This window comes from Lysobacter zhanggongensis, assembly GCF_046638635.1.
In the GTDB taxonomy this organism is placed as follows: domain Bacteria; phylum Pseudomonadota; class Gammaproteobacteria; order Xanthomonadales; family Xanthomonadaceae; genus Novilysobacter; species Novilysobacter luteus.
On sequence record NZ_JBJXHK010000013.1, the window covers coordinates 1 to 26,537 of the forward strand.

Genomic DNA, 26,537 nt, shown 5'->3' on the forward strand with positions numbered 1-26,537 from the left:
TCGGCGCGCTCGCCGGGCTGCTGGACGCCGACGGCGACGGCAACCCGCTGGACGACATCCTCGGGCGGCTTGGCCGCTGAGCGCGGCACGGGCCGCAAAGCGCGGCCCGACAACGCCGGACAGCTGAACCGTCCGGCGACGCCTGCCCAAAGGCCAACTTAGGACACTGCGCCCCGGACCCGAAGCAGGGTAAAACGGACGGTCGAACCACCAACACCGTTCCCCGGGGGATCCACCTTGAACAAGACCCTGCTCAGCCTGGCGACCGTCGTCGCCCTTGGCCTGGCGTCCGCGCCGGCCGCCGCCCACGACACCTGCGTCGACGATGCCTGCCACACGATCGCGCTGTTCGACGGCGCCAACGACCCCGGTGGCGGCAGCACCGACGCCATCCCGGCCAACCGTTTCGGCACCTGGGGCATCGACACGGCCGGCATGGACACCAGCGTCGACCCCGGCGCGGACTTCTTCGACTACGTGAGCGGTACCTGGGCGAGCACGACGGAGATCCCGTCGGACCGCTCCAGCTACGGCTCGTTCCTGGTCCTGCGCGACCTGTCCGAGGCCCGCGTGCGCAAGCTGCTGGAAGGCTACGCGCTGGGTGACCCGGCCACCGGCGGCGACGCTGCCAAGATCGCCGCGCTGTACCACGGCTTCATGGACGAGGCGACGATCGAGAAGCTCGGCGCCGCGCCGCTGCAGCCGCACCTGGACGCGATCCGCGCCGCCGCCGACAAGGACGCCATCGCCGCGCTGATGGGCAAGCGCAACGAGAGCTTCGGCGGCACCTTCTTCGGCGCCTACGTGTCCGACGACCAGAAGAACCCCGACACCTACGCGCTCTACCTGAGCCAGTCCGGCCTGGGCCTGGGCGACCGCCAGATGTACCTGGACGAAAAGTTCGCCCCGCAGCGCGAACGTTACGTGCAGTACGTCGCGCAGATGCTCGAACTGGCCGGCTGGGACGCGCCGCAGGCCAACGCCGAGCGGATCATGGCGATGGAGACGAAGATCGCCAACGCGCACTGGACCCGCGCCGAAAGCCGCGACCGCGACAAGACCTACAACCCGGTCGAACTCGCCCACATCGAGCACACCGCGCCGGGCTTCCCGTGGGCGACGTTCTTCAAGGCCGCCGGCGTCGACTACGCCGAGCGCGCGGTGATCCGCCAGGGCAGCGCCTTCCCGCAGATCGCCCAGGTGTTCGCCGAGACCGACCTGGACACCCTCAAGGCGTGGCAGGCGTTCCACACCACCGACAACGCCGCGCCGTACCTGTCGAAGGCGTTCGTCGATGCCGAGTTCGACTTCCGCAGCAAGTTCCTGTCCGGCACGCCGGAGCAACGCCCGCGCTGGAAGCGCGCGGTGGGCTATGCCGAGTCCGCGATGGGCGAGGCGATCGGCCGTGACTACGTGCAGCTGTACTTCCCGGCCGACGCGAAAGCGAAGATGGACGACCTGGTCGCCAACGTGAAGGCGGCGATGGGCGCGCGGCTGGAGCAGCTGGAGTGGATGAGCCCGGCCACCAAGGCCGAGGCGGCCAAGAAGCTGGCCAACTTCGGCCTGAAGATCGGCCACCCGGACACCTGGCGCGACTACACCGCGCTGCAGATCGCCAACGGCGACGTGTTCGGCAACATCCAGCGCGCCTCCGCGTTCGAGTGGGACTACGACCGCGTCCGCATCGGCAAGCCGGTGGACGAGGCCGAGTGGGGCATGACCCCGCAGACCGTCAACGCGTACTACAGCTCGGTCAAGAACGAAATCGTGTTCCCGGCCGCGATCCTGCAGCCGCCGTTCTTCGACCCCGACGCCGACCCGGCGGTGAACTACGGCGCCATCGGCGGCGTGATCGGCCACGAGATCATCCACGGCTTCGACGACCAGGGCCGCAAGTCCGACGGCAGCGGCCTGCTGCGCGACTGGTGGACCGCGGAGGACGCCACCCAGTTCGAGGCCGAGGCGGCCAAGCTGGGCGCCCAGTACGAGGCCTACGAGTTCCCGCAGCTGCCCGACATGCACATCAACGGCAAGGTCGCGATGGGCGAGAACATCGGCGACCTGGGCGGCCTGACCATCGCGCTGGAGGCCTACCGCCGCTCGCTCGACGGCAAGCCGGCGCCGGTGATCGACGGCTTCAGCGGCGAGCAGCGCCTGTTCATGGGCTGGGCGCAGGTCTGGCGCACCCTGTGGCGCGACGACGCCCTGCGCCAGCAGCTGGTCAACGGCACGCACTCGCCTGGCCACATCCGCGCCTTCGCCCCCCTGCGCAACATCGACGCGTGGTACGAAGCCTTCAACGTCACCGAGGCGGACCCCCTGTACATCGCCCCGGAAGACCGCGTCCGCATCTGGTAACCCGCAACGCCCCCCAAAGCCCCCGGCACCCCCGGGGGCTTTTTTTACCGCCCGCCCCCCGTAGGAGCGACGTAAGTCGCGACCCACTGACAAGAAAAGCACGACGCTCAACGCGCACCACCGATCACGCGAAACCCAAAACCCGGAACCCGTAACCCAACGCATCGCGACTCACGTCGCTCCTACATCGCTCCTACACCGCTGCCCCAACGCCCGGTGGGAACGATGCCCTTCGCAGATCCCCGGATCACCACACACCAACCCCACGACGCCACCATCCAGACGTACGCGCCACCACAGCGCACCTACCTGGAGGCCCCCGATGACCCCGTCCGTCCCCCCGGTCCACGACCCCCGCGACGTCCCCGGCCAGGCACCGCATCCCGCCCGCGACCCGGTCCCCGACCAGCCGACCGATCCCATCCCCAGCCGCCCGGTCGATCCGATGCCTGACCGCCCCGTGGACCCCATCCCGGACCGCCCGGTCGACCCGACCGCTCCGCCGCCACTGCGCGAACCCGAGGGTCCACCGCCGCACCCCGAACACTGACTCCGGCGCGTGCCAGAATCGGGCGCACGCCTGGTTGCGACGATTCACAGGGACGCCGATGAAACGCATCACCCGCATTGCCTGCGCTGTGCTGGCCGCCGTCGTGGTGGCCGGCTGCGCGTACCGGATCGACGAATCCAACATCGTGATCGCGCGGAGCGCGCCGCCGGTCGACCTGTCGGTGCTGCATGCGGAGTTCCCCGGCTACCGCATCGAACCGGCCGCCATCACCACGCCGGATGCAAACCGCCTGCAATCCCTGCGGTTCGTCCGCGAGGACGCGGTGGCCACCGTGCTGTACTTCGGGGGCAACGGTTACACCGTCGCGCGGTTCGCTCCGCGCACGCTCGCGGTGTACCGCGACCTCCCGGTCAACGTCGTGCTGGTCGACCACCGTGGCTACGGCGGCAGCAGTGGCACGCCGACCGTCGAAACGCTGATGGCCGATGCCGGCCTGGTGCACGCGCAGGTGCGCGCCGACCCCGCGTTTGCCGGGATGCCATTGCTGCTGCACGGCCATTCGCTCGGCAGCTTCATGGCCGGGCACGTCGCCGCCGAACGACCGGTCGACGGCGTCATCCTCGAAAGCTCGGTAACCACCACCGAGGACTGGACCGCCCACCTGCGCTCCCAGCAGCGCTGGTGGGTGCGCGCGCTGGTGTGGCGCGTGCTGCCCGACGAAGGCCTGGCCCGCATGGGTAACAGCCGCGCCGTCGCCGCGCTGGACGAACCGGCCCTGTTCGTCGTCGGCGCCGATGACGACGTCACCCCCGCACGCTTCACACGCGAGCTGTTCGACATCGCCCCGCTGGCCGAAGACCGCAAGCGGCTGCTGGTCGTGCCCGGCCGCGGGCACCAGGACGCCACCGACACCGACGCCTTCCGCGAGGCAATGGCGGCGTTTGTGGAGCATGTGGTGGGGGCGGCGCCGCCGACGGGTTGACGTGCTTCCACGTGCGGATCTGTTCGGACGGCTGGTCAACATCCATGAAGCAGGACGGCGGTAATCCGTGATGCGCGTCGCGTCCCAACGGGGCCGTAACACTGTGTCCACCCACCGGTAATAGAACGCACCGGACGCTCGGCCGCGCAGGGGGATCGCAAGGTGCTGTCCGCGTCGGCCATTCGTCGCCGGGCGGCCCAACCAAGGAGACGGTCGATGAAACAGCGGACGCGATTCACCCGGTGGTTCGCCCTGGCGTGCTGCCTGGCCCTGGGCACGGTGGCGATGACCAGCAGCGCGGGGAGCAGTGCAATTCCGTCGAGTTCGGTGGTCTATTACGACGACGCCGGCAACGTGATCGGCGTGCGGATGTGGGGCTGCGGCGACCCGGGCTGGGGCGAGACCTCGCGGCGGTCGAAGTTCTACCCCGGCTGCATCATGTAGTGGCAATGGCATGCACGGCGGGCGGATGCTCGCCGTGCATGCCGGTCGTCGTCTGTCGATTCCTGGGGACGCCGGTCGTCGCACCTGTACAAGGCCGGCGAGCGCATGGGCGTGCCGGCCACACCTCATCGACTGCAGGAGAGCGACATGGCCGTTGACGCAAAACCGAAGGGACCCGCTTCGTACTTCCCCTCCATCGAAAAGCACTACGGCAAACCGGTATCGCACTGGTTCGCGGTGCTCGACGGCGTGGGGGACCGGAAGCACATGGAGCAGGTGGCCTACCTCAAGGCCGAGCACGGGATCGGGCATGGCCATGCCAATGCGCTGGTGGCGTACCACAGGGGCCGACAGCCAGCCTGAGATTTGCCTACCCTGCAGGTGGTTGCCCGGCCGGGCTGCCATCAACGCGGGAGAATGCAATGGCAAAGGTCACCGGCATCGGCGGTGTGTTCCTCAAGTGCAAGGGCGACAGCAGGGCGCTGGCGTCGTGGTACGAGCAGCACCTGGGTATCCCGCTGGAAAGCTGGGGTGGGGCGGTGCTCAAGTGGCCTGATGACACCGCCAACGATGGTGGCCTGACCGTCTGGAACCTGGCCGCGGCCGACAGCACCTGGTTCGCACCGAGCGAGTCGGCCTTCATGATCAATTACCGCGTCGACGATCTTGACGCGTTGCTGGCACAGCTGCAGGCCGCCGGCATCGAGGCAATCGATGGCCCGCAGTCGCACGAGAACGGCAAGTTCGCCTGGGTGATGGACCCGGACGGCAACAAGGTCGAGCTGTGGGAGCCGATGCTGTGGGATGACAGCAACAAAGTCGGCTGATGGGCGTGGCGGGGAACTCGGCCTGCGGGCGGTGGTCGACTCCGGGTCCCCGTCGCGCCGCGGCGGGGGCGTCCACACCATCACAAGGAAGGATCCCATGTCGCTACGTACGTTGTTGTTGACCGTTCTCCTCGTCCTGGGCCTGCCCGGCAATGCGCTGGCGGGCAAGGCCAGTTTCGGTTTTGCAGTCGAGCTCGATACCAGCGGGTTCATGCTCAACCCGACCATCGAGGCAGCGTCCATCGCCCGGATCGCCGAGGGTTCGCCCGCACAGAAGGCGGGGCTCCGCGTCGGCGACCTGTTGCTGTCGGCCAACGGCACGCCGGTGGCGGGAGCGAAGGCGAAGAAGCTTTCGGCGCTGATGGACAGCCTGGGCCCCGGCGACCTGCTGCGGCTCAAGGTGCGCAGGCTGGACGGCACCGAGTCGTTGGTCGAGGTGGTGGCAGGCACGCGCTGACAGGGACCCCGGCGCGGCGCGAGATACCGCTGGCTCGCCGCCGGTCGCCGCCGTATGTTCATCCGATCACCGACGACGCCACCGGGGAACCACCGTGTCACAACCGCTGCGCCCGCCTGCAACGTTGACCACCCAGCGGCTGGCCGGCGCGGCCTCGATCATCTTCCACCCGGCGGTGGTCATGGTCGGTGCCGCCGTCGTGGCGACGGGTGCGGCCGAGGGCGGCGCGCGCCTGCGCTGGCAGGCGTTGGGCCTGACACTGGCCGCGGCGGTGGTGGTGATGGGCTACAGCGCCTGGCAGACGCGGTCAGGTCGCTGGACGCATATTGATGCGTCGGAGCGGCACGAGCGCGCGCAGCTCAATCGCTTTGCCTCGTGGCTGTTGTTGGGCATTGCGGCGATCCTCGCCGTGTTGGGGTCGCACCGCGGCATCGTCGCCGCGATCGGCCTGTCCGGCTTGATCGTGCTGGCCGGCCACCTGTTGCGCGGGTGGCTCAAGGCCTCCCTGCATGTCGCGTTTGCGATGTTCGCGGCGTGCATCGCGTGGCCGCACGCGGCCGCCTTTGCGACGCTGCTGGTCGCCACGGTGGTGGTGGCGTGGTCGCGGCTGGTGCTGCGCCGCCACGCGCTCCGCGAGGTGGTGGCAGGGGCCGCACTGGGCGCGGTGTGCGGGCTGGTGTTCCAGTGGGGCATCGCCGCGTAGGGGCGAGCCAGCGCGCCACGTCCTTCAGCCGATGCCCACCAGCGACAGGACGACGGTCGCACCGACGCACCAGGCCACCACCCACAACGCGGAGCGGCCAAACACCGCTAGCAAGGCCAGCCCGACCGCGGCGACCAGCGCGTCGGCCATGCTGCGCACGCCCTGTGTGAGCACCGGGTCGTACAGCGCCGCCAGCAGCAGCCCGACCACCACCGCGTTGATGCCGGCGACCACGCGCATGGCCCGAGGATGTGCCACCAGCCGCGACCACGCCGGCAGGACCGCGAGCAGCAGCAGGAAGCCCGGCAGGAACACCGCCGCCAGCGCAACCGCCGCGCCGGCAATCGGCGTGCCGGGCCACGCCTCGGCCCCCAGGAACGCCGACAGGGTGAACATAGGGCCGGGGACCGCCTGGGCGGCACCGTAGCCGGCCAGGAACACGTCTTCGCTGACCCAGCCGGGTTCGACCACGCTCTGCTGCAACAGCGGCAAGACCACGTGGCCACCACCGAACACGAGCGCCCCGGCGCGGTAGAACGCGGACGCGAGATCGGCCGTGGCCGGGCTGCTCGTCGGACCGGTGGCAGGCACGGCGAGCGCGATGGCTGCCAGGAGTGCGGCGGCGAACAGCGCCAGACACGCCAGCGCGGCGCCGCGGCCGTGCGGTACGGGGAGCGCCACGGGCTGGGATGGCGCGAGGCCGCGGCACAGCCACAGGCCGGCGACGCCACCGCCTGCGATGGCCGCGAGCTGGAACCAGGCATTGCCGGTGATCGTGAGCAGCGCGGCAGCGGCCAGCGCCAGCAGCGTGCGCGACCCGTCGGGAGCCAGTGCGCGCCACATGCCGATCAGGCCGTGCGCCACCACGGCCACCGCGACCAGTTTCAGGCCATGCAGCGCGGCGGCGCCGGGTCCGCCCGCCACGTGCGGTGCCACCACGGCGAAGGCCAGCATCAGCAGCGCCGACGGCAGGGTGAACCCGGCGAATGCGGCGAGCGCGCCCGCCCAGCCGCCACGAAGCAGGCCGATCCCGAACCCGAGCTGGCTGCTGGCCGGCCCCGGCAGGAACTGGCAGATCGCCAACAGCTGCGCGAACTGCGGCTCGTCGAGCCAGCCGCGGCGCGTGACGAACGCTTCGCGCAGGTAGCCCAGGTGCGCTACCGGCCCGCCGAACGAGGTGGTGCCCAGGCCCAGGAACACGCGGAAGATCTCGAGCGCGCCGGTGGTTGCTGCGGGGGCCATCGCGCCGACGATAGGGGGTGCGGCGCGGTCAGGCCAACGTCAGTCGCAGCGCCAGCGCCGCCAGGGTCACCAGCAGCACCGGCAGCGTCAGTACCACGCCGACCTTGAAGTAGTAGCCCCAGGTCACCCGGATGTTCTTGCGGGCCAGTACGTGCAGCCACAACAGGGTGGCCAGGCTGCCGATGGGGGTGAACTTCGGGCCCAGGTCGCTGCCGATGACGTTGGCGTAGACCATCGCCTCGCGCACGGCGCCCTCGGCCTGGCTGGCGTCGATGGACAGCGCGCCGACCAGCACCGTCGGCATGTTGTTCATCACCGAAGACAGGAACGCGGTCAGCAAGCCGGTGCCGAGCGTCGCGCCCCATACGCCGTGCGCGGCGAAGACGTCCAGCAACTGCGCCAGGTGGTCGGTCAGGCCGGCGTTGCGCAGGCCGTAGACCACCAGGTACATGCCCAGCGAGAACACCACCACGTGCCATGGCGCTTCGCGCAGCACCTTGCGGGTGGATACGCGGTGGCCATGCGCGGCCACGGCCAGCAGCACCAGCGCGCCGGCGCCGGCCACCACGCTGATCGGGACGCCGATGCGCTCCAGCACGAAGAACCCCACCAACAGCAGCGCCAGCACGCCCCAGCCGGCGATGAACGTGGTGCGGTCCACGATCGCGCTGTCCGGGTGCCTGAGCAGGGCGACGTCGTAGTCGGCCGGGATGTCGCGGCGGAAGAACCACATCAGCATGCCCAGCGTGGCGGCCACCGAGACCAGGTTGACCGGCACCATCACCGATGCGTACTCGGCGAATCCGATGCCGAAGTAGTCCGCCGACACGATGTTGACCAGGTTGGACACCACCAGCGGCAAGCTTGCGGTGTCTGCGATGAAGCCGGCCGCCATCACGAAGGCGAGGGTGGCGGCCGGGCTGAAGCGCAGCGCCAGCAGCATCGCGATCACGATCGGGGTGAGGATCAGCGCCGCGCCATCATTGGCGAACAGGGCCGACACCGCCGCGCCCAGCAGCACCAGCAGCACGAACAGCCGGCGCCCGCGGCCCTTGCCCCAGCGCGCCACGTGCAGCGCCGCCCACTCGAAAAAGCCGGCCTCGTCGAGCAACAGGCTGATGACGATGACCGCGATGAAGGTGAAGGTGGCGTTCCAGACGAAGCCCCAGACCACCGGGATGTCGGCCAGCCCGACCACGCCGGTGAGCAGCGCGAGCGCGGCGCCCAGGGTTGCGCTCCAGCCGACGCCGAGGCCGCGCGGTTGCCAGACCACCAGCACGATGGTGGCGATGAAGATCAGCAGTGCCAGCAGCATGGCTCAGGCCTCTCCCGGCGGAAGGCAGCGGTTGCGGTCGCCGCCGCAGCAGTTGCGCGTCAGGAATTCGACCAGCGCAGCCATCGTCGCGAAGTCGGCGCGGTAGTGGATGTGTCGACCTTCGGCCTCGCCCTGGATCAGCCCGGCAGCGGCCAACTCCTTGAGGTGGAACGACAGTGTCGCGTTCGGCAGTGCCAGCGCCTCGGCGATCTCGCCAGGGGTGTGCCCATCGGGACCGGCCTCGACCAGCAGGCGGAACACGGAAAGCCGCGTGGGTTGCCCGAGCGCGGCGAGGGCGGTGGTTGCATTGTGCAATTCCATGTTTCTAGAATACTCGAACAATCGAACAAGGCAACGCCATGACGACGATTTCGGACCTCGGCAACCTGGCCGCGGCGGCGGTGGACATACCCGCCCGCGAAAAGCTGGGCCTGGACGCGGCCGGCCACCCGCCGCGCATCCTGATCCTGTATGGCTCACTGCGGCCGCAGTCCTACAGCCGCAAGCTCGCGCTTGAGGCCGAGCGACTGCTGCGCCTGTTCGGCGCCGAAACCCGCGTGTTCCACCCGCACGGGCTGCCGTTGCTGGACAGCGTCGGCGACGACCATCCACAGGTGCGGCAGCTGCGCGAGTGGTCGGAGTGGTCGGAGGGGCAGGTGTGGGTCAGCCCGGAACGCCACGGCACGTTGACGGCGGTGTTCAAGAACCAGATCGACTGGCTGCCGCTGGAGCAGGCCGGTGTCCGTCCGACCCAGGGCCGCACGCTGGCGGTGATGCAGGTCTGCGGCGGGTCGCAATCGTTCAACGTGGTCAATGCGTTGCGCCAGTTGGGCCGCTGGATGCGCATGGTCACCATCCCCAACCAGTCGTCGGTGCCGAAGGCGTGGCAGGAGTTCGACGACAACGGCCGGATGAAGCCGTCGCCGTACTACGACCGCGTGGTGGACGTGATGGAGGAGCTGGTCAAGTTCACCCTGCTGGTGCGCGGCAACAGCGACTACCTGACCAGCCGCTACAGCGAGCGCAAGGGCGACCTGTCGGCGGCGACGCTGGCGAGCGCTTCGGGTACGGCAGCGGCACCGCCTTCAACCGCCGTGGAGGCCCCTGCCGTGCAACCGGCGCGTCAGGCCTGTTGCGGCACCACATCGACCTGCAGCTGAGGACCCGGCCATGAAGGTGACGATCCATCACAACCCCGACTGCGGCACCTCGCGCAACACGCTGGCGCTGATCCGTCACGCGGGCATCGAGCCGACGGTGGTCGAATACCTGCGCGACCCGCCGTCGCGCGAACGGCTGGTCGGGCTGATCGCGGCGGCCGGGCTCTCGGTCCGCGATGCGCTGCGCAAGAAGGGCACGCCGTACGCCGAGCTCGGCCTGGACAACCCGGATCTGTCGGACGACCAGCTCATCGACGCGATGATGGCGGCGCCGATCCTGGTCAACCGGCCGTTTGTTGAAACGCCACTGGGCACGCGGCTGTGCCGGCCGTCAGAAGTGGTGCTTCAGGTCCTGCCGCCGCTGACGGAGCCCTTTACGAAGGAGGACGGCGAGGTGATTGAGCCCGAGGGGCTCAGGGAACCACCGTCGTCCACTCCCGGCTCATGAACTTGCTCGTGGCCAGCGCCTCGGCCCGCTGAAGCTCATCGGGCTTCAGCGTGTCGACCGTGCCGCCGTGGCGCTCGCGGAAGGTTTCGAGCATCTTTTCGATGACCGCCTCGCGCGGCAGGCCGGTCTGGCTGCGCAACGGGTCTACGCGCTTGGCGGCACTGGCGGTGCCCTTGTCGGACAGCTTCTCGCGGCCGATGCGCAGCACGTCGAGCATCTTCGACGCGTCGATGTCATAGGCCATCGTCACGTGGTGAAGGACCGTCCGGCCGCGCCGCGCCTGTGCCGCCCCGGCGATCTTGCCGGCGGCGGAGGTGATGTCGTTGAGCGGCTGGTACCACGCGTCTATGCCCAGGCCGGCCAGCGCGGCCAGCACCCACTCGTCCATGTATGCGTAGGCCTGCTCGAACCCCATGCCGTCGACCAGCGAGTCCGGCGCGACGATCGAGTAGGTGATGGTGTTGCCCGGCTCGATGAACATCGCGCCGCCGCCACTGATGCGCCGCACCACCTCGATGCCGTGGCGTTCGGCGGCCTCGGCATCGACCTCATTGCGCAGCGACTGGAAGCGCCCGATCACCACCGCCGGGCCGGCCCATTCCCAGATGCGCAGGGTGGGCGGGCGGTGGCCGCGACCGACCTCGTCCATCAGCACGTCGTCCAGCGCCATGTGCAGGGCGGGGGGTTGCGCCGGCGCGTGGATCAGCTGCCAGTCGTGGTCGCGCCAGTTGCTGCCACTCATGCCCCGGCCTCCGGCAGCCACGCCTCGAGTGCGCGGCGCACCGCCACCGCGACGCCTTCCGGCGTGATGCCGTACAAGGTCGATCCCGGCGCGAGCGCGTCCCGCACGACGGTGGCCAGCCGGCCTTCGGTCGCGTCGGCCGGCAGCCCCTCCAGTGCCGCGTTGATGGTCGCCAGCACCGAATCGGGATGCAGGAAGAAGTCGCCGCTGACCTGGACGTTGGCCAACCGGCCCGCGTCGATGTCGAGATCGACCACCACCAGCTTGCCGCCGGGAACCTTGTACTCGCCGTGCATGCGTGCCTCCGTCTTTGGGCCGGATGCTACGCGGTACCCCGGGGCGGCCACCTGACCTGGGTCAGGTGCCGCCGGATCGGTGGAGTGCGTGCCCGCCGGCGTCAGCGCAGGTCGACGTCCGCCACCTTGTCCTGGTAGTCCTTCTTCGGGTCGGCGCCCAAGAGCATCTTCACCCCGGCCAGCAGGCTGTTCTCGTTTTCCCAGAGCTGCGCGGGGCCGGCATCGAAGCGCAGCAGAGTGACCTTCGGGTCGTCCTTGCCACCTTCGAACCATGCAGCGATGAACGGGTTCCACAGGCGGTCAATGACCGCGCGGTCGTTGTCGATGCGCAGGTTGCCGTTGATCACCGCGAACAGCTCGTGGTCCTTCGAGGCGAAGGTGGCAAAGCCCGGGCGGGGCGTCGCCAGTTGCTGGGCGAGTTCGGTGTCGCGCGAGGTGAAGAACCAGATCGGCGAGCGCTCGTTCTCCACCAGCGCCGTCATGGGATGGATGTGGCCATCGGCCTCGTGGACGCCGAGCATGACGGTGCGGTCCTTGTCGAGCGCTTTCCAGAGGCGGGCTTCGAGTTCCTGTGGTGTGGGCATGGGTGCCTCGCTTGTTTGGGGGGAGAGGGCGCAGGTCTCCTGCGGCGCTTCAGGTTCTAGCGCGGCGGCCGTTATCGGGGCGTGCCCACGTGCCTGCATGGCCGGGGATCGATGGACAGGACGGCCGAAGGGGAAGCGATGGGCGGCATGGGCGGATCGGAGATGGGCGTGGTCGCGGGCATCGTGCTGGCGCTGCTTGCGGTGGCGGCGGGCTGGTGGCACCTGCGTCGCGCGCCGGCGGTGCTCCGGGCGACGACGGCCGCTTCGCCCGTTCACGGTGACGATTCCGAGCCGGTGGAGGACGCGGCCGACCCTGCCGTTCCGGTCGATGCGGCCGACCCCGCAGTGCTCGCGCGCGACCTGCTGGGGCGGTTCCACGCGGTGGCGCTGGGTGGCAAGCCGGTGGTTATGCGCCCCGGCCACGCCGAGGTGGTGGCAGGGACGGTCGAGGTGCTGGAGCACATCGAGGCCCGCCCGCACTACACCCCCCGCCGGCCGAACCTGCTGCCGCAACTGATGCGCAAGGTCAACGACCCCGACGCGTCGGGCAGGGCCATCGCGGCGATCATCGCGCGCGACCCGGCGCTGGCTGGCAACCTGCTGCGTTACGCCAATAGCGCCCTGTACCGGGTCCAGTCCAAGCCGGTCGAGAGCATCGAGCGGGCGGTGGCGCTGGTCGGCACCGACGGCATCCGCCAGATCATCGCGGCGGTGCTGGTGCAACCGGTGATGGGCGCCGGCGGCGGTGTCTTCGCCCGCTTCGCGCCGGTCACCTGGGAACACACGCTGCTGTCGGCGGCCGCCGCGGCCGACCACGCCAAGCTGGTCGAGCGCGACGACGCATTCGCCGCGCAGTTGCTGGGGCTGTTGCACGGGCTGGGCGCGACCATCGTCACCCGTGTGGTGCGCGACCAGTACGCCCGCCAGCGCGGCCTGGTGGCCAACGCGTCGCTCGCGGCGGGCCTGCTGGACCAATGGGCGGCGCCGACCGCGTGCCGGCTGGCGCGCAAGTGGGAGCTGTCGGGACGGATCATCCAGGCGCTGGACGAGCAGTCGCTGGAAGACCCGGCGGCGATGAGCGCGCTGGGGCGCTCGCTGCGCTTCGGCCGGCTGGCCGGCAGCCTGGCCCTGCTGTCGCGGCAGGGGAGGCTGGATCCGTCGTGCGCGCTGCCCGCATTGGCCGTGGTCGAGCCGCGTTCGGCGTCGACCCCCGCCATCTGGGAGCGCCTGCGGCACGGCGTGGACTGAGCGCGGCGGCGCCGGGCCTGCGAAGATACGCGGCCCGAGCCGGCGGCCTGTGCCCCGGTCCCCACGCAAGGACTCCATGAAGACCCCCAACGGCCTGCAGGCGCTGATCGACGACGGCGTGATCGACGAGGTATTGCGCCCGCTCAAGAGTGGCAAGGAGGCCGCCGTCTACGTGGTGCGCAGCGGCAACGAGGTGCGGTGCGCGAAGGTCTACAAGGACATGGCGCAGCGCAGCTTCCAGCAGCGCGTGCAGTACCAGGAGGGCCGCAAGGTGCGCGGCAGCCGCGAGGCCCGTGCGATCGGCAAGGCCACCCGCTACGGCCGCAAGCAGCAGGAGGCCGCCTGGAAGAACGCCGAGGTCGACGCCCTGTATCAGCTGCGCGACGCCGGCGTGCGCGTGCCCGAGCCGCACGGCTACTTCAACGGCGTGCTGGTGATGGAGCTGGTGACGGACGCCGAGGGGTTCGCGGCCCCGCGGCTCGGCGAGGTGGAGCTGCCCGCGGAGCAGGCGCGCGACTTCCACGCCGTGCTTGTCCGGCAGGTCGTGCGGATGCTGTGCAGCGGACTGATCCACGGCGACCTGTCGCCGTACAACGTGCTGGTCGGTCCCGAAGGCCCGGTGGTGATCGACTTCCCGCAGGTGGTGAGCGCCGCCGGCAACAATGCGGCGCGCACGATGCTGCTGCGCGACGTCAACAACCTCACCGCGTACCTGGGCCGCTTCGCCCCCGAGCTGTTCGACACGTGGTACGGCGAGGAGATGTGGGCGCTGTTCGAAACCGGCGACCTGCGGCCCGACAGCGTGTTGACCGGCACGTTCGTGCACGACGAGCGCCGTGTCGACCTGGACAGCGTGCGCGAGGCGATCAACGACGCGCGCGAGGAAGCACTGATCCGCCAGCAGGGGCGCGAAGCCGCCGCCGAGGACGACTGAGGCCGGCTAGAAGCGCTCGCCGGCCGGCAGGTGGCGCCACTCGCCGACCGGCATCTTGCCCATGGCGACGCGGCCGATGCGGATGCGCCGGATCGCGACGACGCCGAGCCCGACCTCGCTGCACATGTGCCGCAGCTGGCCCGGCCGCACGTCCTTGATCGCGAACCGCAGGCGGATCTCGTTCTGCCAGCTGACCTTGCAGGGCGGCAGCCGCCGGCCCTCATACGACAGCCCGTGCGCGAGGCGTGGCAACCCCCACGGCGACAGTTCGCCTTCGACTTCGACGATGAACTCCTGTTCGATCGAGGAGTAGTCCTCGGTCAGGCGCCGGCGTACGCGGCCGTCCTGGCTCAGCACCAGCAGCCCGCTGGCCTCGGCGTCGAGCGGCATCAACGGGGTAAGGTGCTGGAAGTGCCGCTGCAGCGTGCGCAGCCCCGATGTGTCCGCGTCCGTGCGCGTGGCTGGCGTCACCAGCGCCGGGGTCGCGGCGGTTTCCATGCCCGCCGGCTTGTGCAGCAGCATCGTGGCCGGCTCGGCCGTTTCCAGCCGGGCGTCAGGGGCCAGCTCGACCACTTCGCCGGTGACCGGCGTCTGCGCATCCTCGACCACCCGGCCGTCCACCGACACCCAGCCGCCGGCGATGTACTGCTGGGCGTCGGCGCGCGAGCAGCGGACCAGGTCGGCGACGCGCTTGTCGAGGCGGGTCGGGGCGGGCAAATCGGCGTCGGGCATGGCGTGGTCGGGGGCGGGCGGTCTGCCAGTGTAGGGCGCGCGGGCCGGCCGGGCCCGATGCCGGCGCGCTTGACCGGGGTCAGGGCCGTCCCGCGCGGTGTGAGCGAGCATTCACACAGGGCCGGCAGGCCCGCTCGTCAGGAGGTGACCATGGAATTCCATGTGACGGCCCGCAACGTCCAGGCTGCGCTGGCTGCAATCGAAGGCGCGATCTTCGACATCGACCCGGCCGCGCTGGTCGACATCGACCCCGACGGCACCCTGCGCGTGGCCGCGGCACTCGACGCCGGCGAACTCGCCGGGGTCCTGTCCGCGGCCGGACTGGTGCTGGCGCCGGGCGACATCCACCAGTTGCCGTCGATCTGTTGCGGGGGCTGCAGCGGCTAGCGGCCTGCGGAGGGCCGTGGCGAAACCGGCGTGTCCGGTGGGTGCGTCGATCGGGAATTCCTGCCGGCAGCGCACTCGATCCCCGAGTCGTGTCACGCGTCACTCTTTTCCATCGGCCAAATCACCGGCGCTTTACCGCCGCGGCCCGACCATCGGGGTTTGATGGAAGCAGTGGCAGGTCGGTTTTCGATGGTCGCAACCCCCGGGCAGCAACCCCAGCCGCGGATGGTCTCGTGGAGCAGCCAGGCGCATGGCCGGAGCGAGTACCTCCGCCTGCGGAGCGTGGTCGACGCGCTGGTGCGCATCGCCGAGCACCCGGGCGACACGCGTTCGTTCCTCGGCGAGGCCACGGCGACCGTGATGGAACTCACGCGCGCCACCGGTGCCGTCGTGTTGATGGCCGAAGGCGACGGAGCGCTCCGGGTCGCGTCGGCGCGCGGCCAGATGCGCCGGGTGGACCGGGCCGCGTTCGGCGACGGCCAGACCCTGGCGCGCGCATGCCTGGCTTCGCACCAGGCGTTGCACAGCGATTTCGCCCTGACCGATCCGCGCATGGAGGGACCGGCACGCGCGCAGTGTTCGCTGGAATCGTTGATTGCCACGCCGCTGCGGTTCGGCGACCAGGTGCTGGGCGTGCTGGAGGTGTGCTCCAGCGTGCCATGCGCGTTCGACGGCATCGATGCGCAGGCCGTCGCGCTGATCGGCAACGCGCTGGGCGGCGCGCTGGGCCGGCAGGTCGCGCTGGAGGACAACGCGCGGCTGCTGGCCCGGCTGGAGAGCTCGCTGGAAGCGACCCGCGCACAGGCACGCGAGTACCAGGACGCCGCGCTGTACGACGCGCTGACAGGGCTGCCCAACCGGACGCAATTCCTTCAGCGGCTGGACGCGGCCTGCCGCCGACACGACCGGCCCGAACAGTTCGCGCTGCTGTTCCTCGACCTGGACGACTTCAAGGCCGTCAACGATACCCACGGCCACGCCATGGGCGATGCGGTGCTGCGCGAGACCGCGGCGGCCCTCAGCGGCCGGCTGCGCGCCGGTGACCTCATCGCGCGGCTCGGTGGCGACGAGTTCGTGGTGCTGCTGGAGTCGCTGCGCCACGGCAGCACCGACATGCCGGCGATCGCGCAGGGCGTCGTGGCCGCGCTGGGCCATCCGCGCAGCATCGACGGAGTGGAGTTGCGCATCCGTGGCAGTGTCGGCTGGGTGCTGCATGACGGGCGGTCCGATGCCTCGTCGCTGCTGGCGGCGGCTGACGCGGCGATGTACCGCAACAAGCGTGCGCGCCGCCGAAAGGCGGCCGGAAACCCGCCCGCCAGCCCGGTGGTTTCGGAAGCGCTTTAGGCCCCGGACCCGGTAACCGGCCCACACGGTCTAGACTGGGGGCCTCCCTACCGAGATAAAGAGCCCATGGCAAAACCCAATTACTCGTTCGAGAAGCGCCAGCGCGAGATCGCCAAGAAGAAGAAGCAGGACGAAAAGCAGGCCAAGAAGCAGGCCGCCAAGGAGGCCGCCAACCCCTCCCAGACGCAGTCCTCGCCGTCCGAGACGCCGAACGGCTAGCGCGTTTTACGACCGGTCGAACCTGAAGCCATCGCCTTCGCGATGGAGCCGCCCCAGCCGGTCGCCGAGTTCCTCGATGTTCGCCTCTGCGCCCGCGATGGCGGCACGACGTCCGGGCGACAGCCAGCTCCGTGCCTCCGCGCGCAGTTGTTCGCTGCGTTCCCGCCACGAGGTCGCCAGACCGGGCCCGAGCCGCGCGAGGACCTCGCGCTCGCGGGCCTGGGGCAGGCCGTAGCAGGAACCGACCCCGGCCCGGGCCAGCACCTGCGCCGGCCGGCTCAACAGGCCTTCCAGGTCCAAGACTTGCCGGAGCGCGTCGCGACTGCGTGCCGCCTTATCGTCCCATCGACCACCGCTGCGGGACAGCAGCCGCTTGAGTTCGTCGCGCGCAAGCAATTCGTGCCGGCGCAGCGCGGCGTTCTCAAGCAGCAACAGTGCCGCCGCGGCACGCATGTCCGTCTTCGCGATCCACGGTGACCGTTCTTCGGGCGGCAAGTCCAGCCAGTCCTGCACGCGCGACTGCGGCAACCCGAGCACGCCGCGGGCGACCTCGAACATCGCCTGGTAGCGGGTGTCGGCCGCCTCGAAGTAGTAGCCGTTCCGGCGCGCTGCGGCCGGGTCATCAAGCACCGTGGTGTCGGCGATGCCCGACGCGACCAGCCGGCGGAGCAGCGCGGTCGGCGTGATGCTCGCGAGCGGTTCGCCTGCCAGCCGCGGTACGCCGTCGTGCAGCAGCTTGAAGGTCTCGACCGCGCAGTTGTTGCTGACGAAGAAGTAGTCGCCGTCGTAGCTCCAGTGCAGCTGCGCGGCACGCTCGACCAGGCCGGTGATCTCCGCCGGGCCCAGGTCCAGCGGGATGGACTGCAACCCGCGGAGCTCGATCCGTGTGTACTCGTCGACCACCTGCGCCAGCGGCAGGATGAACAGACGCGAGGGGTAGGAGCCGGTAAGCCCGCGCCAGCTCGAGATCTGCACGTCGTCGACGAAGGCGCGGAACGACAGCACCATGTGGTGATCGAGGTCGAGGCGGCAATCCGGGCCAGGCGCTCGGCCGGGCGCGCACACCACCAGCCGCAGCATGCTGTGGCCCCACCGGCTCATCAGGCGGTCGTTGCCTTCGGCCAGGAGGTAATCGACCGCGTACACGCGCTGCGGGTCCAGCTGCAGCGTGCTGTCGGCTTGGCCACGCCCCGGTTGCAGGAACACCAGGCCCGGCGGGCACATTGCCGGCATCGGGCCGCCCCCGAAGTGAGCCACCAGATACCGGTGCAGGGCGGGGCGGCGGCAACCGTACTGCGGGTCCAGCACGAAGTGCTCGAGATTGACCGCGACGTACTCGACCGGGCTTTGGAGTTCGTAGCGGTCCGGGCTGCGGTCGGTGAACGCATTGTCCGGATGCCGCAGGCCGAGCCGGGCGGGACTCACCTGCCAGCCGGCGAGGTCGAGCAGGCGCGGGTCACGCGAGAGCCCGCCAGTCGAACTGCGGTCGTGGAAGTGGGCCAGTTCGTGGATCACCGCGGCCAGTGCGGCGCGCGTGGCGGGGTGGCTGCTGCCGGCGCCCGATGGGCGTGCCATCCAGCCGTCGAGCAGGGACCGGTCCAGCAGCATCCGTGAGGCGGTCGCCCGCCCGTGAACGTCTTCGGGCAGGTCCTTCCAGTACACCTCTACCTTTCCAAGTGAGGCGAGCCAACGATCGGGCAGGGGCCGTGTCGCAGCGGCAAGCAGGTCGCGTGTAGCGGCGACTTCTGCAGCGCTCAGTGACGGGTCGATGCGGGGCTCAAACCCAGCCGCGGGACCGGTTTCAGGGCGGGCGGCCGAACCGGCATGGACCAGTCCGGCCGCAGCCAGCAAGGGCACCAGCGCAAGTGCGCGCGCCCAGCGCATTGGCGTGCGGATCAGAACGCCAGGATCGCCCGTGCCAGCTCCATGTCGCTGGCCAGGCGGGCGTCGGCGTGGCGCTCGCGCAGGCTCATCAGCGCCGCTTCCAGCTGCGCGCCGCGGATGCGCCCGTCACTGGCGACAAAGCTCGCGGCGTCGTCGCGTGCCTGCAGCACCACCTTGTCGTCGCCCGAGGTGCTTCCCGAGCTGCCCGACGACCCCGCCGAGGATGCGCCGGCCGAGGTACCGCCAAAGCTGGAGGCCATCACCGGGCCCGAGGCGAGGACGATAGCGGCAAGGAGCAGAGTGGCGGGTCGGATCATCTGGGTTGTCTCGTTAGAAAGGAGGGCGGGGCACCGATTGCGGCGCAAAGACTAACGCGCACGCGACGGCGAGGTGCTGAATCCGGGCGGGCGGGACGAAACGCCGCGTGGAAATGTGATGGCGATGGCGGCGCGTACGGGTGTGTGTCAGCCCGCGAACTCGCTGTGGGGCTCGCCGGCCGACGTCTGTGGCGGCGCCGGTGCGGTTCGCCAGCGACGCACAGTGCGCTGGAAGAAGAGGTTGTTGGGCACCCGCAGCACGGTGTCGGAGCCGTCCTCGCGCTGCTCCTGCAGGGTCGTGTAAACCAGGTTCACGTCGATGACGCGACCTTTCAGCCCGGGCTTTTCGCCGTTCTCGAGGATCTCGATGTGGTCATACAGTCGGAACGGCCGGGTGGTCAGGATGAGTACCGTGCAGAAGATGTTGGACAGCACGCTCCACGCCGCGAAGAACGCCACCGCGCCAACCGCCGCGAACCCGGTGAACGCCGTCCACAGCACGGTACCGGAGACACCCAGGCGCTCCAGCACGAGCAGCAGCGCGGCTGCATAGATGAGGAAGCCGATGACACGTCGACCGGCGATGGCCAGTTCGGGCGGGAAACCGCGTCGCGTGCAGAGACGGTCGACCACGCGCCGTGTCACCGCCCGCAGCAGCCAAGCGGCCAGCAGGATCAGCAACACCTGTCCCAGCGGCACGACCACGGTCAGCCATTCCTGGATCCACGAGGGCAGTCGTTCGGTCATCGGGTATCGCCGGGCGCAAGGGGCCGACAAGGATAACGGGGCCGGTGTTCACGCCGTCCGGGATATCCTCCCAATGCACGTGAAAACACGGAGGAATGCCATGGCGACCGGCTGGGCAGGCGACGGCGCGGTACAGGACCAGATCGATGCGACCGTCAAGGACGCGATCAAGCGGGCCCGCAGCCAACTGCGCGAGGGTCCCGGACTGACCCACTGCGAGGAGTGCGACGCCGCTATCCCCGAGGCGAGGCGCAAGGCCGTTGCCGGGGTGCGGCTGTGCGTGGCTTGCCAGGAAGCGCACGACCGCGAGGAGCTGGGGGCCTCCGGTTACAACCGGCGGGGCAGCAAGGACAGCCAGCTGCGTTGACGAGTCCGAACGCGCGATGAACACGTCGCGCTCACCGGCGCCAACCTAACGTCCCCGGGCACCCCGGGGGATCCGCCACCGGGGGAGTGTTCCTCCGGAGGACTTCGTTATGGACGTCGCGTCGATGTTGCAGGTTTCCGTCCTGTTGTTCCTGCTTGCCGCCCTGGGCGGCGTGACCATGGCGGGCATCCGGTTTGCCGGCAAGCACAATCCACCCGCGTGGCTGGCGATGTTCCACGGCCTGCTGGCCGCGGCCGGACTCACGTTGCTGGCCTACGCGGCACTGGCCGAAGGTGTCCCCGCGATGGCCCAGCTGGCGCTGCTGCTGTTCCTGGTCGCGGCGGGCGGCGGCGCGGTGCTGAGCCTGCGCTACAAGTGGAACAACCTGCTGCTGCCCGCGTGGCTGGTGATCGTCCACGCGTTGGCCGCGGTGCTGGGTTTCGTGTTGCTCGCGGCCGTGGTGCTGCTCGGCGCAGACGGCTAGGACTTACGGCAGCACCGCGCCCGAACCGGCCACGAACGGATACCGGGCAAAGATCGCGGCGACCGCCTGGTCCGCCGACGCAGCACGTTCCTGGGCGGTGCGCTGGGTCACCCGGCCGATCGCGTCGCCGGTCCAGACCAGGTGGTTGCGCTCGGCGTCGACCAGGTCGACCGTAAGCGTGCCGACGGTGTACTGGCGCACGCGCGTTTCGTCATACCAGACGGGCACGGCGAAATAGCTGCGGGCGCGATAGCTGTAGAAGTACTGCACGTCGCTGCGCGGCACGTTGTACACGTCACGCTCTTCACGGATATAGCCCTGGAAGTTGACCCGCAGGTCGGGGTCGGCCGGGTCGAAGCGGTAGCCGCGCGCGTCCATCTCCCGGCGGACAGACTGCTTGATGCGGTCTGAGAGATAACTGGTGTAGCCCGACTGCTCCATCGCGATCGGCTCGTAGAATGCGTACGTGCGATAGGCGGAGAAGTCCACGGTCGGGTCGGCGTCGGTGCTGACGCGCGGCCCGGTGGCACAGGCCGCCAGCAGCAACGTGAGCAGGACAGCCAGCAGCAGCCGGAACGGGGTTTCCCGGAAAAAGTGGCGACGAGTCATGGCGCAGCGCTCCTGAATCGGACACCACGACGCTAGCAACGCGCCCGGCGCGCCCGCGTGAAGCCGCCGGAGCCCCGATTCCACCGCCCGTCCGATCGCCAACAATCACCCCTCAAGTGCGCGCCAGGGCTGCCGTTAACAGGGACGACCACTCCCGCGAGCGTCCCTTGGACTCACAGAACCGTGTTGCCGAACCGCCGGGCGCCCGAATCGCGGGGCCCGGGCGGCAGCGTGCCCGGAAGGTGTGCGACCGGGTGCTGTGCGACCGGGTGCTGGGAGGCGACCCACGGCTCCGGATCCGGACCACCCAATGGTTGATCACGGTGGCCGTCTACATCGGTTGCGGAACCGTCTTCGGTCTCGCGATGGGCATGGGGTGGGTGGCGCCGGACGCATCGATGCTGCCGTGGGCGACGTTCGTCGGGACGATGCTGGCCGTGCTGTACGTGGCGCTGCGCAGCGGCTGGAGCGCACGCTTCCACGATGCCGCGCTCACTGCACCGCAGATCGTGCTGGGCGTGACCGCAGCCTGCTGGGGCTACGTGCTGGGTGGGCCGGTGCGCACCGCGGCCTTGTTCCCGCTGTTGCTCGTGCTGATTTTCGGCACATTCTCGCTGGGCTGGCGACGGATCCTCTGGCTGACCGTATTCGCCATCGTCTCGCTGTCGTTCTCGATCGCGCTGCGGCATGGGCCGTCGCCCGGCGGGGACTGGTCGCTCGACGCGCCGGGGATGCACGTCGACCTGGTCAACCTGGGCATGCTGGTGGTGCTGCTGCCGGCCACGTCGCTGGTGGCGGTGCGGCTGTCATCGCTGCGACGCAAACTGCGGTCGGAGCGTCGGGCCCTGACCGAGGCGTTGGCGGAAGTGCAGCGGCTGGCGACCCGCGACGAGCTGACCGGACTGCCCAACCGGCGCCACATGCAGGAGCTGCTCGACCGTGAGCTGGCGCGCTCGGCACGCCACGAACACCGCTTCAGCATCGCGCTGATCGACCTGGACCACTTCAAACGCATCAACGATGCCCACGGTCATGCGGCGGGCGACGCGGTGCTGCGGTCGTTCGCGATGACCGCGGTGGGTGGGCTGCGCGGACACGACGTGCTCGCCCGCTGGGGCGGCGAGGAGTTCCTGCTGCTGATGCCCGATACCGCGGGGCCCCAGGCCGAGGCAACGGTGTGGAGGATGCTCGAGCGCGTCGGGCACCTGCCTTTCATGGATGCCGGATCGTTGTCGTTCTCGGCCGGTGTGTGCGAGTACCGCCGGGGTGAGACCGCGACGCAGTTGCTGGATCGCGCCGATGTCCAGATGTACGAAGCCAAGCGGGCCGGGCGCGGCACGGTGCAGGTCGGCTGAAAAAACCGGCCCCGCTTCCGGGTGCTGGCAGCGAGCGACGCGCAAGAAAAAGGGCAGCCGAGGCTGCCCTTCTTCTTTGAATGCCGGATCAGGTATTCGGGTCGTCGTTCTCGTCCTCGTCCGCCGGCTCCACGTCGACGTCCGGCACCGGCACGGTGACGTCCTTGGTGCCGACATCCACGTCCGGGGCGTCGACGTCGTACTTGGGCACCTGGCCCGCGTCCTGGACTTCCACGTCCACGTCCGGCAGCTCGCCTTCCTGCGTCTGGTCGACGTCGCACGCCGCCAGCGCGAACGTCGACGCAAGGGCAACGGCCAGTACAGCGCTCTTCTTGATCAATCGGGTCATGTCGCGACTCCTGGTAAGGGTGGGTCGATAGTTGCCGGAGCCGCGTCGACGCCGGGTGAGAGCGTGGACGTGGAAAGTTCCGACATGAAGAAGGCCCAGAGGCGGACAAGGAACGAGCGCCGTCTGAGCCTTCCGTGCCAGGACGCTCGCGCCGGACCTCAGTCCTTTGCTTCGCGTGTTCCTGACAAGCGCGAAACTACGCCGGCTGGTGTTACCCCGCTGTCAAACGCGGCATCACGTCCACTGCACGAACCGGGAACCCTCGCTTAACACCGCAGCGCCTATTGATCGTCTGATCCATGACAAAGGCCTCAAGGCCGAAGGAGCAGCGGTGAAACCGACCCCATCGCCGAACCCCCGTTTCCCTGCCGGCCGTGCCAGCGTGGCGGGAATCGCGCTTGTGCTTTCGATGCTCGCCGGGTGCGCGCAGGACGCGGCCGACCACGTCGATGCCGACGATGTCCAGCAGGCCGCCGCTGACGACATCCCCGGCGACGAACGTGGACCCGCGACGCCGCCCGGCACCGGGCCGGACAGCACCGCCGGCGGGACTGTAGAAGGCACCGGCCAGGTGGCGACGCAGAGCGGCGTCGACCGCCCCGACGCCAACACGGTCTCCACCGCGACCGCGGGGGCGTCGAGTCCGTACCTGGTGAACGGAGCCGGGAGCGCGCTGTACTTCCTGGAAGGCGATGCCGACGGCAGGGGCTGCGTCGACCACTGCATCGAAGCCTGGCCACCGGCCCTCGCGGCCGAAGTGGCGCCGAGCGCCGGCGACGGAGTCGACGCGACAATGCTGGGGACCATCAACCGCGGCGACGGATCCGTCCAAGTCACCTACGGTGGCAAACCCCTGTACCGGTACGCGGGCGACGTGGGTGCGGGTCGTACCAACGGCATGAACGTCCGCGACAAGTACGGCCAATGGCACCTGGTGGGAGCTGACGGCAAGCCCGTAGCCGGCGAGGCAGCCGGGACGACTGCCGCGGACGAGTAGCCAGGCTCCGCACGCCCGCTCAACCGGCGGGCGTGCTGTCCGCGTCGGCGTCGGAGGCTTGCGAGGTCGAGGCGTGGATGGCCTGGTCGAACTCCGAGAATGGACTGTCCAACCGGCACTTGCCGTCCGGGAAGCCGAACCGCTCGCGCAGCTCCAGCCCGCAGGTGTTCATCGCGTCCAGGTTCTCGTCCTGGCGCGCGCACTTGCGGTCGAAACTGCGGAAGAAGTTGTCGCGGCGGCGCACGAAGTCCTCGCCACACTTGCGCGCGAGGCGGATGCGGTCGAGGTCGTCCTGCGCAGCATTGATGCCGACGATGCCGAACTCCTCCAGCTCGTGGGTCGTGAGCAGGCGAAGGCTGCGGTTGGGCACCGTCATCATCATGTCCGCGAGGGCCACCGCGCCGCCGTTGCGGGCCAGGTACTGCTCGATGTTGGCGTGGACCTCCTGCAGTTCCTGGCTGAGCTCGGCGCGCGACGTCGCGCCCGACTGCAGGCGGATGATCCGGTGCACGCCGACCTTGCCGGAGATCAGGCGGTTGTCGCCGCCGGCCAGCACCAGCACGCACGAGCTGTGGCAGACCGCGTCCTCGCGCACCCAGATGGTCCAGCCGGCCTCGGCGATGAGGTCGCCGGCCCGGATCGCGGCCTCCACCTGGCCGCCGCTCGAATCGATGTCCAGGATGCGGTTGCGAAGACCCATCCGATCGGCCATCACCCCGACGCGCTCCACCAGCGTGACGAAATCGGTCGCGACCTTGCCCGAGTAGCTCAGCCGCAGGACGCCGGTCTCCTGGCAGGGCGCCATCGTCTCCGACATCGGCTCGAAACCCAGGTCGGACAGGGCCGCGCCGTCACCCGAAGTTTCGTAGTCGACTTCGCAGCTGATCCTGGCCTCGCCCGATTCCAGCATCGCCTCGGGCCAGTCGGTGGTGGTCGCCAGGTCCGCAGGGGGCTCGGGGACCGGCGGCTCGTCGACCGAGACCGCGCCGTAGTTGGTCTCGCCGTCACCACTGGTGGCCTCGATGATCACCGGTTCCTCGACCGGCGGCGTCTGATTGCACGCGCAAAGCGCCACGCAGAACAGCAGGAGCGGGAGCATTCGGGCGCGCATCGGATCCTCTCGGCGGGCGTCGCGGCAAGGGCCGACGACAGTCACCGCAGTCTAGGACACGCACCCGCGCGCGGGAGCAACCTGCGATGAACATCACGCCGTCCGCTGCGACTGGCGCCTCGCCGCCCGGGCAGGGTTAGGATTGCACCATGCGCCCCCGTACCGAAGGACCCGTGACCGTGAACGATGTCGGCGAGGAACTCGCCAATGCACTGACGCATGGTCTCGGGGCGGCCGCGGCGCTGGCCGGCGGCGCGGTGCTCATCACGCTCGCGGCGGTGTTCGGCGACGGCTGGCAGCTGGCCGGAGCGATCGTCTTCGGCGTCTGCCTGCTGCTGCTCTACCTGGCGTCGACGCTGTACCACTCGGTGTCGGACCCGATCGCCAAGGCGCGGCTGAAGGTGCTGGACCACTGCGCGATCTACCTGCTGATAGCAGGCACCTACACGCCGTTCACCCTGATCGGCCTGCGCGGGCCCTGGGGCTGGGGGCTGTTCGCTGGGATCTGGGCGCTGGCGATCGCCGGCGTGGTGTTCAAGCTGTTCTACACCGGCCGGTTCCGGCTGCTGTCGACCCTGCTGTACATCGCGATGGGCTGGCTGGTGCTGGTGGCGATCAAGCCGCTGCTGGACGCGCTCGATGGCTGGACACTCGGCTGGCTGCTGGCCGGTGGCGCCTGCTACACGCTGGGAACATTCTTCTACCACCGGCCTTCGCTGCGTTATTCGCACGCGGTGTGGCACCTGTTCGTGGTGGCCGGCAGCGTCTGCCACTACATCTCGGTGATGGCACAGGTGGTCTGACCACCACGCAGCAAAAAGCCCGCGTCGCCGCGGGCTTTCCGGTGCATCGCAACGTCGCCCGGATCAGGCGGCGTCGACGTGCCCCTGGTTCAACTCGGCTTCCGACGCCTCGCGCACGTCGGCGACCTGGACGTCGAAATGCAGGTTCTGGCCTGCCAGCGGGTGGTTGCCGTCGACCGTGACCTCCTCGGTGTCGACCTTGGTCACGGTGACCATCAGCGGGCCCTGGGCCGTGCGCGCTTCGAACTGCATGCCCGGCTGCACCGAATCGACACCTTCGAACGCACTGCGCGGCACGACTTGGATCAGGCCGTCGTGGCGCGGGCCGTAGCCCTGCTCGGGAGCGATGTCGGCGGTCAGGCTGTCGCCGGTCTTGCGCCCGGCAAGCGCCTGCTCCAGGCCCGGGATGATGTTGCCGGCGCCCTGCAGGTAGCTCAGCGGTGCGTCGGCGGCGGACTTGTCGATGACCTCGCCGGCGTCGTTGGTCAGAGTGTAATGGATGGCGGCGACGCGCCCATCGGCGATCTCCATGGGAAACCTCACTGGTAACAAAAGGGGGGTGGAATACGCCGGTCAACCCA

34 protein-coding genes are annotated in these 26,537 nt (G+C 69.7%); 20 read left to right on the forward strand and 14 right to left on the reverse strand.

The window, feature by feature from the left end:
• The first annotated feature begins 237 nt into the window (after positions 1-237).
• The 8 genes from ACKVMH_RS03825 (at position 238) to ACKVMH_RS03860 (ending at position 6,282) form a co-directional block, all read left to right on the forward strand.
• Positions 238-2,358 carry a M13 family metallopeptidase gene (locus ACKVMH_RS03825; RefSeq protein WP_412699293.1) on the forward strand — a complete coding sequence of 707 codons (2,121 nt, stop codon included), beginning with the start codon at positions 238-240 and terminating at the stop codon, positions 2,356-2,358.
• Positions 2,359-2,680: 322 nt separating this feature from the next.
• Positions 2,681-2,908, forward strand: coding sequence for a hypothetical protein (locus ACKVMH_RS03830; protein ID WP_412699294.1), 228 nt, complete (start codon positions 2,681-2,683; stop codon positions 2,906-2,908).
• Between the two features lie 58 nt (positions 2,909-2,966).
• Positions 2,967-3,851, forward strand: a complete 885-nt coding sequence (locus ACKVMH_RS03835; protein ID WP_412699295.1) for an alpha/beta hydrolase — start codon at positions 2,967-2,969, stop codon at positions 3,849-3,851.
• Between the two features lie 216 nt (positions 3,852-4,067).
• Complete coding sequence (locus ACKVMH_RS03840) at positions 4,068-4,295, forward strand: DUF6289 family protein (protein ID WP_215220084.1); 228 nt, start codon at positions 4,068-4,070, stop codon at positions 4,293-4,295.
• A gap of 147 nt (positions 4,296-4,442) precedes the next feature.
• Positions 4,443-4,658, forward strand: coding sequence for a DUF4287 domain-containing protein (locus ACKVMH_RS03845; RefSeq protein ID WP_412699296.1), 216 nt, complete (start codon positions 4,443-4,445; stop codon positions 4,656-4,658).
• Positions 4,659-4,717: 59 nt separating this feature from the next.
• On the forward strand, positions 4,718-5,122 hold the full coding sequence (locus ACKVMH_RS03850) for a VOC family protein (protein WP_412699297.1): 405 nt from the start codon (positions 4,718-4,720) through the stop codon (positions 5,120-5,122).
• Positions 5,123-5,219: 97 nt separating this feature from the next.
• The gene (locus ACKVMH_RS03855; RefSeq protein ID WP_412699298.1) at positions 5,220-5,579 is read left to right on the forward strand and encodes a PDZ domain-containing protein; all 360 of its coding nucleotides are present in this window, start codon (positions 5,220-5,222) and stop codon (positions 5,577-5,579) included.
• A gap of 94 nt (positions 5,580-5,673) precedes the next feature.
• A complete protein-coding gene (locus ACKVMH_RS03860) occupies positions 5,674-6,282 on the forward strand; it encodes a phosphatase PAP2 family protein (protein ID WP_412699299.1) in 609 nt (202 codons plus the stop codon).
• A 24-nt stretch (positions 6,283-6,306) separates the two neighbouring features.
• Here ACKVMH_RS03860 and chrA read toward each other — a convergent pair whose 3' ends face one another.
• The 3 genes from chrA to ACKVMH_RS03875 are packed head-to-tail and all read right to left on the reverse strand — an operon-like array spanning position 6,307 to position 9,160.
• Positions 6,307-7,524, reverse strand: coding sequence for a chromate efflux transporter (gene chrA, locus ACKVMH_RS03865; protein WP_412699300.1), 1,218 nt, complete (start codon positions 7,522-7,524; stop codon positions 6,307-6,309).
• A gap of 28 nt (positions 7,525-7,552) precedes the next feature.
• Positions 7,553-8,839 carry an arsenic transporter gene (locus ACKVMH_RS03870; protein WP_412699301.1) on the reverse strand — a complete coding sequence of 429 codons (1,287 nt, stop codon included), beginning with the start codon at positions 8,837-8,839 and terminating at the stop codon, positions 7,553-7,555.
• A gap of 3 nt (positions 8,840-8,842) precedes the next feature.
• The gene (locus tag ACKVMH_RS03875; RefSeq protein ID WP_412699302.1) at positions 8,843-9,160 is read right to left on the reverse strand and encodes an ArsR/SmtB family transcription factor; all 318 of its coding nucleotides are present in this window, start codon (positions 9,158-9,160) and stop codon (positions 8,843-8,845) included.
• Positions 9,161-9,198: 38 nt separating this feature from the next.
• On the opposite strand from ACKVMH_RS03875, the gene arsH reads away from it, so the two are divergent.
• The gene (arsH, locus tag ACKVMH_RS03880; protein WP_412699303.1) at positions 9,199-9,999 is read left to right on the forward strand and encodes an arsenical resistance protein ArsH; all 801 of its coding nucleotides are present in this window, start codon (positions 9,199-9,201) and stop codon (positions 9,997-9,999) included.
• A gap of 10 nt (positions 10,000-10,009) precedes the next feature.
• Complete coding sequence (gene arsC / locus ACKVMH_RS03885) at positions 10,010-10,447, forward strand: arsenate reductase (glutaredoxin) (protein WP_412699304.1); 438 nt, start codon at positions 10,010-10,012, stop codon at positions 10,445-10,447.
• Here the strand turns inward: arsC and ACKVMH_RS03890 are convergent.
• The 3 genes from ACKVMH_RS03890 to ACKVMH_RS03900 form a co-directional block, all read right to left on the reverse strand.
• Entirely contained in the window at positions 10,413-11,189 is a 777-nt protein-coding gene (locus ACKVMH_RS03890; RefSeq protein WP_412699305.1) for a lipoate--protein ligase family protein, read from the reverse strand. The genes arsC and ACKVMH_RS03890 overlap by 35 nt on opposite strands.
• The gene (locus ACKVMH_RS03895) at positions 11,186-11,485 is read right to left on the reverse strand and encodes a biotin--protein ligase (protein WP_412699306.1); all 300 of its coding nucleotides are present in this window, start codon (positions 11,483-11,485) and stop codon (positions 11,186-11,188) included. Before ACKVMH_RS03895 ends, ACKVMH_RS03890 begins: the two co-directional genes overlap by 4 nt.
• A 101-nt stretch (positions 11,486-11,586) precedes the next feature.
• Positions 11,587-12,069, reverse strand: coding sequence for a pyridoxamine 5'-phosphate oxidase family protein (locus ACKVMH_RS03900; RefSeq protein ID WP_215220097.1), 483 nt, complete (start codon positions 12,067-12,069; stop codon positions 11,587-11,589).
• A gap of 111 nt (positions 12,070-12,180) precedes the next feature.
• Here ACKVMH_RS03900 and ACKVMH_RS03905 point away from each other — a divergent pair, with 111 nt between their 5' ends.
• Both ACKVMH_RS03905 and ACKVMH_RS03910 read left to right on the forward strand, forming a co-directional pair.
• Entirely contained in the window at positions 12,181-13,317 is a 1,137-nt protein-coding gene (locus ACKVMH_RS03905) for an HDOD domain-containing protein (protein WP_412699307.1), read from the forward strand.
• Positions 13,318-13,393: 76 nt separating this feature from the next.
• Positions 13,394-14,251 carry a PA4780 family RIO1-like protein kinase gene (locus ACKVMH_RS03910; protein WP_215220099.1) on the forward strand — a complete coding sequence of 286 codons (858 nt, stop codon included), beginning with the start codon at positions 13,394-13,396 and terminating at the stop codon, positions 14,249-14,251.
• Between the two features lie 6 nt (positions 14,252-14,257).
• On the opposite strand, the gene ACKVMH_RS03915 is transcribed toward ACKVMH_RS03910, so the two are convergent.
• Complete coding sequence (locus tag ACKVMH_RS03915; protein ID WP_412699334.1) at positions 14,258-14,968, reverse strand: rRNA pseudouridine synthase; 711 nt, start codon at positions 14,966-14,968, stop codon at positions 14,258-14,260.
• Between the two features lie 165 nt (positions 14,969-15,133).
• On the opposite strand from ACKVMH_RS03915, the gene ACKVMH_RS03920 reads away from it, so the two are divergent.
• From ACKVMH_RS03920 to ACKVMH_RS03930, 3 genes are all read left to right on the forward strand, one after another.
• On the forward strand, positions 15,134-15,370 hold the full coding sequence (locus ACKVMH_RS03920; RefSeq protein WP_412699308.1) for a hypothetical protein: 237 nt from the start codon (positions 15,134-15,136) through the stop codon (positions 15,368-15,370).
• A gap of 189 nt (positions 15,371-15,559) precedes the next feature.
• A complete protein-coding gene (locus tag ACKVMH_RS03925) occupies positions 15,560-16,714 on the forward strand; it encodes a diguanylate cyclase domain-containing protein (RefSeq protein ID WP_412699309.1) in 1,155 nt (384 codons plus the stop codon).
• A 66-nt stretch (positions 16,715-16,780) separates the two neighbouring features.
• Positions 16,781-16,933, forward strand: coding sequence for a hypothetical protein (locus tag ACKVMH_RS03930; protein ID WP_215220102.1), 153 nt, complete (start codon positions 16,781-16,783; stop codon positions 16,931-16,933).
• A gap of 6 nt (positions 16,934-16,939) precedes the next feature.
• Here the strand turns inward: ACKVMH_RS03930 and ACKVMH_RS03935 are convergent, their stop codons facing one another.
• The 3 genes from ACKVMH_RS03935 to ACKVMH_RS03945 form a co-directional block, all read right to left on the reverse strand.
• Positions 16,940-18,817, reverse strand: a complete 1,878-nt coding sequence (locus ACKVMH_RS03935) for a DUF7844 domain-containing protein (protein WP_413840327.1) — start codon at positions 18,815-18,817, stop codon at positions 16,940-16,942.
• Positions 18,818-18,828: 11 nt separating this feature from the next.
• Positions 18,829-19,134, reverse strand: a complete 306-nt coding sequence (locus tag ACKVMH_RS03940) for a DUF2388 domain-containing protein (RefSeq protein WP_215220104.1) — start codon at positions 19,132-19,134, stop codon at positions 18,829-18,831.
• 147 nt (positions 19,135-19,281) lie between these two features.
• Entirely contained in the window at positions 19,282-19,881 is a 600-nt protein-coding gene (locus ACKVMH_RS03945) for a mechanosensitive ion channel domain-containing protein (protein WP_412699311.1), read from the reverse strand.
• Positions 19,882-19,981: 100 nt separating this feature from the next.
• Here ACKVMH_RS03945 and ACKVMH_RS03950 point away from each other — a divergent pair, with 100 nt between their 5' ends.
• A complete protein-coding gene (locus ACKVMH_RS03950) occupies positions 19,982-20,248 on the forward strand; it encodes a DksA/TraR family C4-type zinc finger protein (protein WP_412699312.1) in 267 nt (88 codons plus the stop codon).
• Positions 20,249-20,357: 109 nt separating this feature from the next.
• Complete coding sequence (locus ACKVMH_RS03955) at positions 20,358-20,732, forward strand: hypothetical protein (RefSeq protein WP_412699313.1); 375 nt, start codon at positions 20,358-20,360, stop codon at positions 20,730-20,732.
• A gap of 3 nt (positions 20,733-20,735) precedes the next feature.
• Here ACKVMH_RS03955 and ACKVMH_RS03960 read toward each other — a convergent pair whose 3' ends face one another.
• Positions 20,736-21,341, reverse strand: coding sequence for a DUF4136 domain-containing protein (locus tag ACKVMH_RS03960; RefSeq protein ID WP_412699314.1), 606 nt, complete (start codon positions 21,339-21,341; stop codon positions 20,736-20,738).
• A 323-nt stretch (positions 21,342-21,664) separates the two neighbouring features.
• Here ACKVMH_RS03960 and ACKVMH_RS03965 point away from each other — a divergent pair, with 323 nt between their 5' ends.
• Positions 21,665-22,696 carry a GGDEF domain-containing protein gene (locus tag ACKVMH_RS03965; RefSeq protein ID WP_251370696.1) on the forward strand — a complete coding sequence of 344 codons (1,032 nt, stop codon included), beginning with the start codon at positions 21,665-21,667 and terminating at the stop codon, positions 22,694-22,696.
• An 88-nt stretch (positions 22,697-22,784) separates the two neighbouring features.
• On the opposite strand, the gene ACKVMH_RS03970 is transcribed toward ACKVMH_RS03965, so the two are convergent.
• Complete coding sequence (locus tag ACKVMH_RS03970) at positions 22,785-23,045, reverse strand: hypothetical protein (RefSeq protein ID WP_412699315.1); 261 nt, start codon at positions 23,043-23,045, stop codon at positions 22,785-22,787.
• Between the two features lie 331 nt (positions 23,046-23,376).
• On the opposite strand from ACKVMH_RS03970, the gene ACKVMH_RS03975 reads away from it, so the two are divergent.
• Positions 23,377-24,042: a COG4315 family predicted lipoprotein gene (locus ACKVMH_RS03975; RefSeq protein WP_412699316.1), complete on the forward strand. Its 666-nt coding sequence runs from the start codon at positions 23,377-23,379 to the stop codon at positions 24,040-24,042.
• A 19-nt stretch (positions 24,043-24,061) separates the two neighbouring features.
• On the opposite strand, the gene ACKVMH_RS03980 is transcribed toward ACKVMH_RS03975, so the two are convergent.
• Positions 24,062-25,141, reverse strand: coding sequence for a COG3904 family protein (locus tag ACKVMH_RS03980; protein WP_412699317.1), 1,080 nt, complete (start codon positions 25,139-25,141; stop codon positions 24,062-24,064).
• 161 nt (positions 25,142-25,302) lie between these two features.
• Between ACKVMH_RS03980 and trhA the strand changes: the two genes are divergently transcribed.
• The gene (gene trhA / locus ACKVMH_RS03985) at positions 25,303-25,956 is read left to right on the forward strand and encodes a PAQR family membrane homeostasis protein TrhA (protein ID WP_412699318.1); all 654 of its coding nucleotides are present in this window, start codon (positions 25,303-25,305) and stop codon (positions 25,954-25,956) included.
• Between the two features lie 63 nt (positions 25,957-26,019).
• Here the strand turns inward: trhA and ACKVMH_RS03990 are convergent, their stop codons facing one another.
• A complete protein-coding gene (locus ACKVMH_RS03990; RefSeq protein WP_215220114.1) occupies positions 26,020-26,487 on the reverse strand; it encodes an FKBP-type peptidyl-prolyl cis-trans isomerase in 468 nt (155 codons plus the stop codon).
• Between the last annotated feature and the right edge of the window lie 50 nt (positions 26,488-26,537).